Origin of the sequence: Bradyrhizobium sp. (assembly GCF_019242285.1) — a bacterium.
In the GTDB taxonomy this organism is placed as follows: Bacteria; Pseudomonadota; Alphaproteobacteria; order Rhizobiales; family Xanthobacteraceae; genus Bradyrhizobium.
Genome location: NZ_JAFAVV010000734.1, coordinates 1 through 8,323, shown reverse-complemented (window position 1 = coordinate 8,323; position 8,323 = coordinate 1). Strand labels below are relative to the sequence as shown.

Sequence of the window (8,323 nt, the reverse complement as noted above, 5' to 3'; positions counted from 1 at the left end):
GATGATCCGGAACCCGCCGCGATCTTTGCCACCCGGTGGCAGCATCGCTGTAGCCAGTGCGTTGCCCTCCCTGTCGCGCAACGTGAGGAAAAGCGGCATCTCTCGCTGTACATGGGCCTCGAGGCCGATGTCGCGCTCGATCGCGTTAGGCCGCTCCGGACGCCAGGACTGGACCGCCTTCTCCCGCTCGCGCCGGAAGTATTTTTCGACCGTGTGGCTCATGAGGCGCGACTCATGCACCGCCTCACCTTCCGTCTCGATACGGAACCAGGTCTTACCGTTCGGCGCGTCGCAAACATACTGCATTTCGCCCGTCCTGCGATCGCCGCAATTCTAGAGCGGCGGGCCTGCAAAGCCAATATGAGATTCGGTCCGAGTACAACGCTGCACGATCATATGATCGCAAGTTAGTCTGCAACACCGCGCGACCATTGCCTGAGAGGCAATGGTAGAGCTCGCCGTCGGCATCCTCCCGGTCTTGTCCTTTTCCAGCGCCGCAGGTCACGGTTCGCCGAACGTGGCAATCCGATCAATGCCGCAGACAAACAAGACGCGCTTTTCATCGATCTCGGGATCGCGCAGTGCGTAGGGGCCAGGCTGGCCGGTGTACTTGGTCCAGATGCGGTCGAGCTGTTTGGTGACGTATTCGCCGCCCGGCTCCCACTCCCGCATCTCCTGCTCCACGGTGCACTTTATCTGCACCCAGTGGTAGGCATTGTTGGGATTGACCAGCAGTATCGTCAGGCGCGGATTCTTACGGATCCATTCGCACTTGTGCCGATGCGACGCGGTGTTTACCAGGATCTTGTCGCCCTCATAGTCGAACCACATCGGCGTGAGACCGATCCGGTCATCCGGACCGATCAAACCCAGAGTCATAGTGACCGGCTCATCGAGCAACCGTTTGTACTTTGGATCGAGATCACGCAGGCCCGACGCCTTCTTGCGCTCGCCGACCGCAAACTGGCCCTCCTGCAAGCCGTGAGCAACACTACGAAAATTGGCTATTGTGAAGCCTTCCGACATCGTTTCCTCCATCGAATTCGCGCTTATGCCGCCCGCGATCAACATCGAAGATCAAAACAGCCGACGAAACAATACCTAGATATTGCCGGTCGTGCTTACTTGGCTTCCATAGGCAACGCTTCGTCTGGCGGCGTCGACCTCTCGCCAAAGGAATGTTGCGGGTGCGAGAGGATGTCCGCTGTGGGTCAGGTGCGCCGTCGCGCGTGTCTGTAGTTCCAGGCCTTCCCTCAGCGGCGGACGTCGCGGCTGCCATCGCGATCTTCGGCTGGCGCCAACTTCGGAGATCGGCGCATGCCTTCGCCAAGTCCGAGGTTCAAGCCCGGCATACGGACAACGACAGATATGCTTAAGCGCTATCCCATTTCCTTTCCCGATGTGACATCATGACGTCTGACGCAGTTCATCTCTGGCGAACCGGATGTAAGGGATTCTCGAGCAGGGAGTCGTTGCGATGTCGCTTGCCGAAGCTGTGAACGATCGGGGCGCGTCCGCGCGTGCTCTCTACGACAAACTCGAGGACCGCGTCCTCGCTCGCGATCAGGTCGGCGCCAGCGAGTGCTACTATGATCTGATGCGCGACGGTCGTCCGCTTCCCGAGATGTTGCGCGAGGCCGTGCGCATCCATGGTCCCTACACGCACGTTCCCTATCACGAGCGGATCGACGACGGTTTCGTCAACTTCGTCAACAACGACCATTGCCTTTTGAGTGCCCGTGCCACCTTGCACCTGTCGAAGTGGCTGCCTGCGGAGATGGCCGGACTGCCGATGGCGCAGACCATCTGGTACATTCCGACCGGTCTCGACATCTGGAACCAGAAGATCAACAAGGCGCCCGGCCATTACGCCCGCGGCATGGCGCCCCAGAACGGCGCACCGCCGAAGCCCGTGGTGCACTGGCCGGACCAGGAGCCGGAGCATCTCGACGGGCCGTTGCGCGACCGCCTCGATCACTGGATGACGCTGGTGCATCGCGGCCGCGTACTCGAAGCCTATCGGGTCTTTCTCGGACTGATGCAGAACGAGCCGGAGCGCAAGGCGGTCCTCGCGGAACTGGTGTTCGCCGGCCTCATCGATTTGCAGGACCGTGCCTTCCTCAATCGTTCCTACACGACCGGCCACAAGTCCTATCGAGCGCGGGCCACGGTCGAATTGGGAACGGCGATCGGCTGGGACGACGCCCACGCGGTGCTCTATGCCGGAGCGCTGGATATCGCTGTCGGTCCACGCTGGTATTCGACCTACGAGATGGCATGCAACTGCGTGACCCATTACCTCGAGCAGCAGAAAATCTCCGCAATCCCCTACGCGGGCGCCACGGCCGGGGAAGCGGCATTGCTCGCAAATTCCGAGCCGCTGACCGCGGCCGAGGCGGAGGCGTTCCTCGAAGTCGTGCTGCGTCAGCACGAGCCGGCCTATCTCGAGCAGTTGAGCGCCCTGCTGCTCGCGGGCAAAGGGCCGCGCCAAATCCTGGACGTCTTGCAGATCGGCGCCGCACAGGTGCTGCTCGAAACGCAGGACAGCCTCAACTTCTCCATTTCGCAACACTGCTACGAATACTGCAACACGCTCGGCTGGTTCTATGATTCCTTCGCGCATCCGCAACGGCTGAAGCTGTTGTACTCGGCCGCCTCATTCCTCAACCGCAACGCCTGGCATCAGAAGAATATCGGCGATGGAACGGTCCGCGTCGCTGAGCTTCCTGCCGGCGCCGGGCGAATGAGCGAACTGCAACTGCTGGAGCGCACCTTGGCCGCCATCGTTGCACTCGATGGACCCCAGGCCGTGGCCTGGGCCAAGCTGTATCTCGAGAGCAGCGGCGACCGCCAGACGCTGGTGCAACGATTGGCGCTGACCGCCTGCCGCCTCGGTAACGACCCGCACAACCAGGAGATCGCTCAGTGCCTCCTCGAGGACTACGCGAAGAACCGCGGTTTCGACCGCGATCGGTTGCTGCTTGCGTGCGTGCAGCATACCGCCGTGCACAGGAAGTACGGTGATTTTCTTCAATGCAGTCACCGCTACGGGCGAGCCATGGGCATTGCCGCGCTGGCCTGACGAACGTCCGCCCGCACCAGGTACGTTATTAGCGCCGGCCGGCCAGGAACGCTGCCGTCGCGAGGCCCTGAAGCGCGGCGGCCACCACGAACAGCAACGGCGCGGAGCCTGCGGCGGACCCCGTAACATCCCGCAACAGACCGAACGCGGGCCGGCGCGAAGGCGTAGGCGCCCTGCGCGATCGCAACGATGAAGGTGACCACGCGCCCCACGTCTTCGCCCTCGAACCCGGCCTGGACGATCAAGGGCGGCAGGAAGGTGCCGTTGCCGAGACCGAACAGGACGACGCCAAGCAGCAGCCAAGGCAGGCCCGTGCCGCCCGCGACGATGAATGCGATCGAGCCTGCGATCTGGATGGCATAGCTGCCGCTCGCGACGAGCCGCCGGTCCGCCCGCAAACGATTCCCGAACCGGCTGGATGCCGGCACGGGAACGCTACGCGCGACGCCGACGTGGTGATCGACATCAACCGAAATGCTGAAGTCGCTACTCCCACGACCAGGTCGAAAAATCGTTCTCGAACTGCGGAGCTTCCTTCCACATGCCCTTGAGGCGCTTGCTGCAGATGCTGATGAGCTGCGGCTGGAACAGGAAGCCGGCCACCGCATCGGTCGCCAGCATGCGCTGGGCGTCGCCGAGCAGCTTCGCGCGATCGGTCTCCCCGGGCGTCGCCACGATCTGCTTGTAGAGATCGTTGAAGGCCTGCGAGTTGTAGCCGAGATAGTAGTCGGCCTCGGTCAGCTTGCCGAGATCGAACGGCTCGACGTGGGCAACGATGGTGAGGTCGTAATTGTGCGGTCCGGAGGGAGTGAACACCTGCGACAGCCACTGCGCCCATTCGACGTTCTCGATCTTGGCATTGATGCCGACCTTGGCGAGCTGTGCCGCCAGGATCTCGCCGCCCTGCCGCGCATAGGACGGCGGCGGCAATTTCAGGCTGACCTCGAGGGGCGTCGCGACGCCGGCTTCGGCGAGCAGCTTCTTGGCCTTCTCGGTGTCGTAGGGGTTGATGCCGGTGGTGTCGACATAGCCGAGCGAGCCCGGCACGTAGAAGCTGCCGATCGCCGTGCCGAAACCGTCGACCGCGCCGTCGATCATCGCCTTGCGGTCGATGGCGGCGAGAATGGCGCGGCGCACCCGCACATCGTCGAACGGCTTCTTCTTGTTGTTGATGGCGACGATGGTCTTGGCCTTGGAGCCGCCGATCAGCACGGTGAAGCGCGGGTCGGACTTGAACTGTGCGAGGCTGCGCGCCGCTGCGACACGCGGAAACGCGTCGACGTCGCCCGACAGCAGCGCCGCGACCTGGGCCGCAGGATCGCTGATGAATCGGATCGTCACCTTGTTGAGCTTGATCGCCGTGGCGTTGCGGTAATCGGCCCACTTGTTCAGCGTGATCGATGAGCCCTTGGCCCAGGCGCCGAGCGTATACGGCCCGGTGCCGACCGGCTGGGTCGCATCGCCGGTGGCGCTCTTGGGCTCGACGATCGCCCCCGTGCCCTGCCCGAGCAGGAACGGCAGATTCGGCTCGGCATTCTTCAGCGCGACCACGACGGTATCGGCATCGGGCGCGGTCACCGACGCAAAGCCCTGGAACAGGCCCTTGTCCTTGTTCGTACTTCCCTGCGCCGCCGCGCGGTCGAACGTGAACTTCACCGCAGCCGAATCGAACGGCTCGCCGTTCTGGAATTTGACACCCTTGCGCAGCCTGAAGGTATAGGTCTTGAGATCCGTCGAGGCTTCCCAGCTCTCGGCCAGCAGCGGCGAGGCCGTGCCGTCCTCGTTGATCTTGGTCAGCGGCTCATAGATGTTGTAGAGCGTGACCTCGGAGATCGCCGACGCCGCCGCGATGGTGGGATCGAGCCCGGGCGGCTCCAGCGCCATCGCCATCACGACGCTGTCCTTCTTGCCCTGCGCCAGCAGCGGCGCCGGCGCCGCGAAGACCGCGGCCAGGCTCGCGAGAACGGAAAGCTTCTTGAACATCCCCTGGTTTCCTCTTCGAATAATGATCTTCAATGGACTAATTGCCCTCTACCACAGACCGCAGCGACGGCAAGACCATCACGGCCTCGGCGTAATGGCAGGCGGTGAGATGCCCAGGCGCCACTTCGCGCAGTGCAGGCGCGGTCTCATGGCAGCGCCGCTCGGCCAGCGGACAGCGCGGAGCATAGGGGCATCCGGCAGCGCCCGCCGATTGCGAGGCGGCCGGCGGTGTGCCGCGCCGCCGGCGTTCGGCGCCGGCATGGGCCCGCGGAACGGCCTCCAGCAGCGCCCGCGTGTAGGGATGGGCGCAGCGCGCGAACAGCGTTTCCGGCCGACCCTGCTCGATGATCCGCCCGAGATACATCACCGCGATCTCGTCGCAGAGATAGTCGACGACGGCGAGGTCGTGGCTGATCAGGATGTAGCTCAGGCCGAACTGCTCCTGCAGATCCTGCATCAGGTTGAGCACCTGCGCCTGGACCGAGACGTCGAGCGCCGAGACCGGCTCGTCGGCAACGATCAGCTTCGGCTGGGTGATCAGCGCGCGCGCGATCGCGATGCGCTGGCGCTGGCCGCCGGAGAATTCATGCGGATATTTGTCCATGGCGGCGTCGCGCAAGCCGACCTGCCGCAGCACAATGGCGACACGCTCGCGCAAGGATGCGCGGTCGAGGCGCGACAGCGCCGCCAACGGCTCGGCGACGATGCGCGCGATGGTCTGGCGCGGATCGAGCGAGCCGTAAGGGTCCTGGAACACCATCTGGAAATCGCGCCGGGCGCGCCGCAACTCGCCGGCGCGCAGCCGGTTGAGGTCGCGTCCGATGAGGGCGACCGAGCCCGACGTCGGCCGCTCCAGCGCCATCACGAGCCGCGCCAGTGTCGATTTGCCCGAACCGGATTCGCCGACCACGCCGAGGCTTCGGCCCGGCATGATGTCGAAGCTCACGCCGTTGAGCGCGTGCACCTGTCCCGGCGAGCGCAGCACGTTTTCGCGCGGCAGGGTGTAGCGCTGCACGAGGTCTTTCACCTCGAGCAGCGGCGCCGCGGTCTGGTCCGCCGTGGTCATGCGCCGAACACTGCGACGGCGCCGGCCAGAGAGACGTCGGTGCGCCGGCAGCGCACATCATGCCCGTCGTCGACCTCGACCATTTCAGGCAGCGCTGCGCGGCAGCGGTCTTCGACGATCGGGCAGCGGCCGGAAAAGGCACAGCCGAGAGGCAGATCGGCAAGCTCCGGCACCGTGCCGGCGATGGTCTTCAGCCGTGTCCCCTTTCTGGCGCCGAGGCGCGGGCGCGCCCGGAACAGGCCCTGGGTGTAGGGATGGCCCATGCGCGAGAACACGGATTTCGTCGTGCCGCTCTCGACGACGGTGCCGCCATACATCACCAGCATGCGCCGCACGTTCTCGGCGATGACGCCGAGATCATGCGAGATCAGGATCATCGCCATGCCGCGCTCGGCGACGAGATCGGCGATCAGGTCGAGAATCTGGCCCTGGATGGTGACGTCGAGCGCGGTGGTCGGCTCGTCGGCGATCAGGAGATCCGGCTGGCAGGCCAGCGCCATGGCGATGGTGATGCGCTGGCGCTGGCCGCCGGAGAACTGGTGCGGATAGGCGTCGACGCGCCTGATGGCATCAGGAAGGCCGACGCGGTCGAGCAGCGCAATCGCCTGCCGTCGCGCTTCCGCGACCGAGCATCGGGTGTGGCGCCGCAGCGGCTCGGCAACCTGGCGGCCGATCGTGTGCATCGGGTTGAGCGCGGTCATCGGCTCCTGGAAGATCATGCTGATGCGGTTGCCGCGCAGCTTGCAATAGTCAGCGTCGGGCAATCCGACCAGCTCGCGCCCGTCGAGCCGGATGCCGCCGCCGACCACCGCGCCGTCCGGCAACAGGCCCATCAGCGCCAGCGCGGTGATGGACTTGCCGCAGCCGGACTCGCCGACCAGCCCCAGCGTCTCGCCGCGCGCGAGCGAGAAGGTGACGCCACGCACCGCCGGCGCCGGACCGCGGCTGGTGTTGAGCGTCACGGCGAGGTTATCGACCTCGATCAGAGGGGTGGCCGTCGTCATCGCTCACGGGCCAATCGGGGGTCGAGCAGGTCGCGCAAGCCGTCGCCGAGCAGGTTGAGGCCAAGCACGGCGATCGCGATCGCGACTCCGGGATAGACGGCGAGGCTCGGCGTCTGGAACAGCAGGCTTTGCGCGTCGTTCAGCATGCGCCCCCAGGAGGGCTGCGGCGGCTGGGTGCCGAGCCCGAGATAGGACAGCGCGGCCTCGGCGAGGATCGCGAGCGCAAACTGGATCGTCGCCTGCACGATCAGCACCGACAGGATGTTCGGCACTACGTGCTCGAGCGTGATGCGAGAGCCGCCCTTGCCCGCGGCCCGGGCCGCCAGCACGAATTCGCGGGCCCAGATCGCATTGGCCGATCCGCGCGTCACCCGCACGAACACCGGGATCTGGAAGATGCCGATTGCGATGATCGAGGTCACCATGCCGGGACCTGCCACGGCGGCGAGCATGATCGCCGACAGCACGGCCGGAAAGGCGAAGGTGAAATCGCTCATCCGCATGATCAGCTCCTCGGTCCAGCCGCGGCACGCCGCCGCGACCAGTCCGAGGCAGACGCCGAAGCTCAGCCCGATGCCGACCGCGATGAATCCGACCAGGATGGTGGCGCGGGCACCGACCAGGAGCTGCGAGACGATGTCGCGGCCGAACACGTCGGTGCCGAGCCAGTGCGCGGCCGAAGGCGGCCTGAGCTTGCCGGCAATGTCGATGTCGGTGGCCGACCATGGCGTCCATGCCAGCGACAACAGCGCGGCGCCGATCACGAGCATGACCAGCGCGCCGCCGATAACAAAACTGCGGTGACGCAATGCGCGATGCCAGAAACCTCGGCCCACCGGCGGCCGCAACGCTGCGGCCGGCATGGTCTCCAGCGCACTCACAACTGGTGCACCTTGATGCGCGGGTCGATCAGGGCATAGAGCACGTCGACCGCGAAATTGACTATTATCACCATCGCCGCCAGCAGCATCACGCAGTTGCGCACCACGATCAGGTCCCGGTTCGAGATCGACTGGAAGATCAGCCGGCCGAGCCCGGGGAGATAGAACACGCTCTCGACGACGATCGTGCCGGCCAGCAGCTCGGAAAACTGCAGCCCCATCACGGTGATGACCGGGATCAGCGCATTGCGCAGCACGTGCCCCCACAACGTGCCGCGTTCCGACACGCCCTTGGCGCGCGCGGTGC

At 65.3% G+C, this 8,323-nt stretch carries 9 protein-coding genes; 1 reads left to right on the top strand and 8 read right to left on the bottom strand.

Going from position 1 to position 8,323, the window contains the following annotated elements; all coding sequences use genetic code 11:
* The coding region (locus JOY90_RS29760) for a hypothetical protein (protein WP_291694668.1) at nt 1-306 on the bottom strand (306 nt) is incomplete at its 3' end.
* A 195-nt stretch (nt 307-501) separates the two neighbouring features.
* Nucleotides 502-1,026 (bottom strand): pyridoxamine 5'-phosphate oxidase family protein, encoded by a 525-nt coding sequence (locus JOY90_RS29755; protein ID WP_291694667.1) that lies wholly within the window; start codon nt 1,024-1,026, stop codon nt 502-504.
* Between the two features lie 451 nt (nt 1,027-1,477).
* Between JOY90_RS29755 and JOY90_RS29750 the strand changes: the two genes are divergently transcribed.
* Nucleotides 1,478-3,082, top strand: a complete 1,605-nt coding sequence (locus tag JOY90_RS29750) for a hypothetical protein (protein ID WP_291694666.1) — start codon at nt 1,478-1,480, stop codon at nt 3,080-3,082.
* Here the strand turns inward: JOY90_RS29750 and JOY90_RS29745 are convergent.
* The 6 genes from JOY90_RS29745 to JOY90_RS29720 all read right to left on the bottom strand — a co-directional run.
* Entirely contained in the window at nt 3,046-3,510 is a 465-nt protein-coding gene (locus tag JOY90_RS29745) for a hypothetical protein (protein ID WP_291694665.1), read from the bottom strand. The two genes, JOY90_RS29750 and JOY90_RS29745, sit on opposite strands and share 37 nt — an antisense overlap.
* 58 nt (nt 3,511-3,568) lie before the next feature.
* Nucleotides 3,569-5,065 carry an ABC transporter substrate-binding protein gene (locus tag JOY90_RS29740; RefSeq protein ID WP_291694664.1) on the bottom strand — a complete coding sequence of 499 codons (1,497 nt, stop codon included), beginning with the start codon at nt 5,063-5,065 and terminating at the stop codon, nt 3,569-3,571.
* 37 nt (nt 5,066-5,102) lie between these two features.
* Nucleotides 5,103-6,131, bottom strand: a complete 1,029-nt coding sequence (locus JOY90_RS29735; protein WP_291694663.1) for an ABC transporter ATP-binding protein — start codon at nt 6,129-6,131, stop codon at nt 5,103-5,105.
* Nucleotides 6,128-7,135 (bottom strand): ABC transporter ATP-binding protein, encoded by a 1,008-nt coding sequence (locus JOY90_RS29730; RefSeq protein WP_291694662.1) that lies wholly within the window; start codon nt 7,133-7,135, stop codon nt 6,128-6,130. The genes JOY90_RS29735 and JOY90_RS29730 overlap by 4 nt, the downstream gene beginning before the upstream one ends.
* A complete protein-coding gene (locus JOY90_RS29725; protein ID WP_291694669.1) occupies nt 7,132-7,998 on the bottom strand; it encodes an ABC transporter permease in 867 nt (288 codons plus the stop codon). Before JOY90_RS29725 ends, JOY90_RS29730 begins: the two co-directional genes overlap by 4 nt.
* A gap of 14 nt (nt 7,999-8,012) precedes the next feature.
* The coding region (locus JOY90_RS29720) for an ABC transporter permease (protein ID WP_291694661.1) at nt 8,013-8,323 on the bottom strand (311 nt) is incomplete at its 5' end.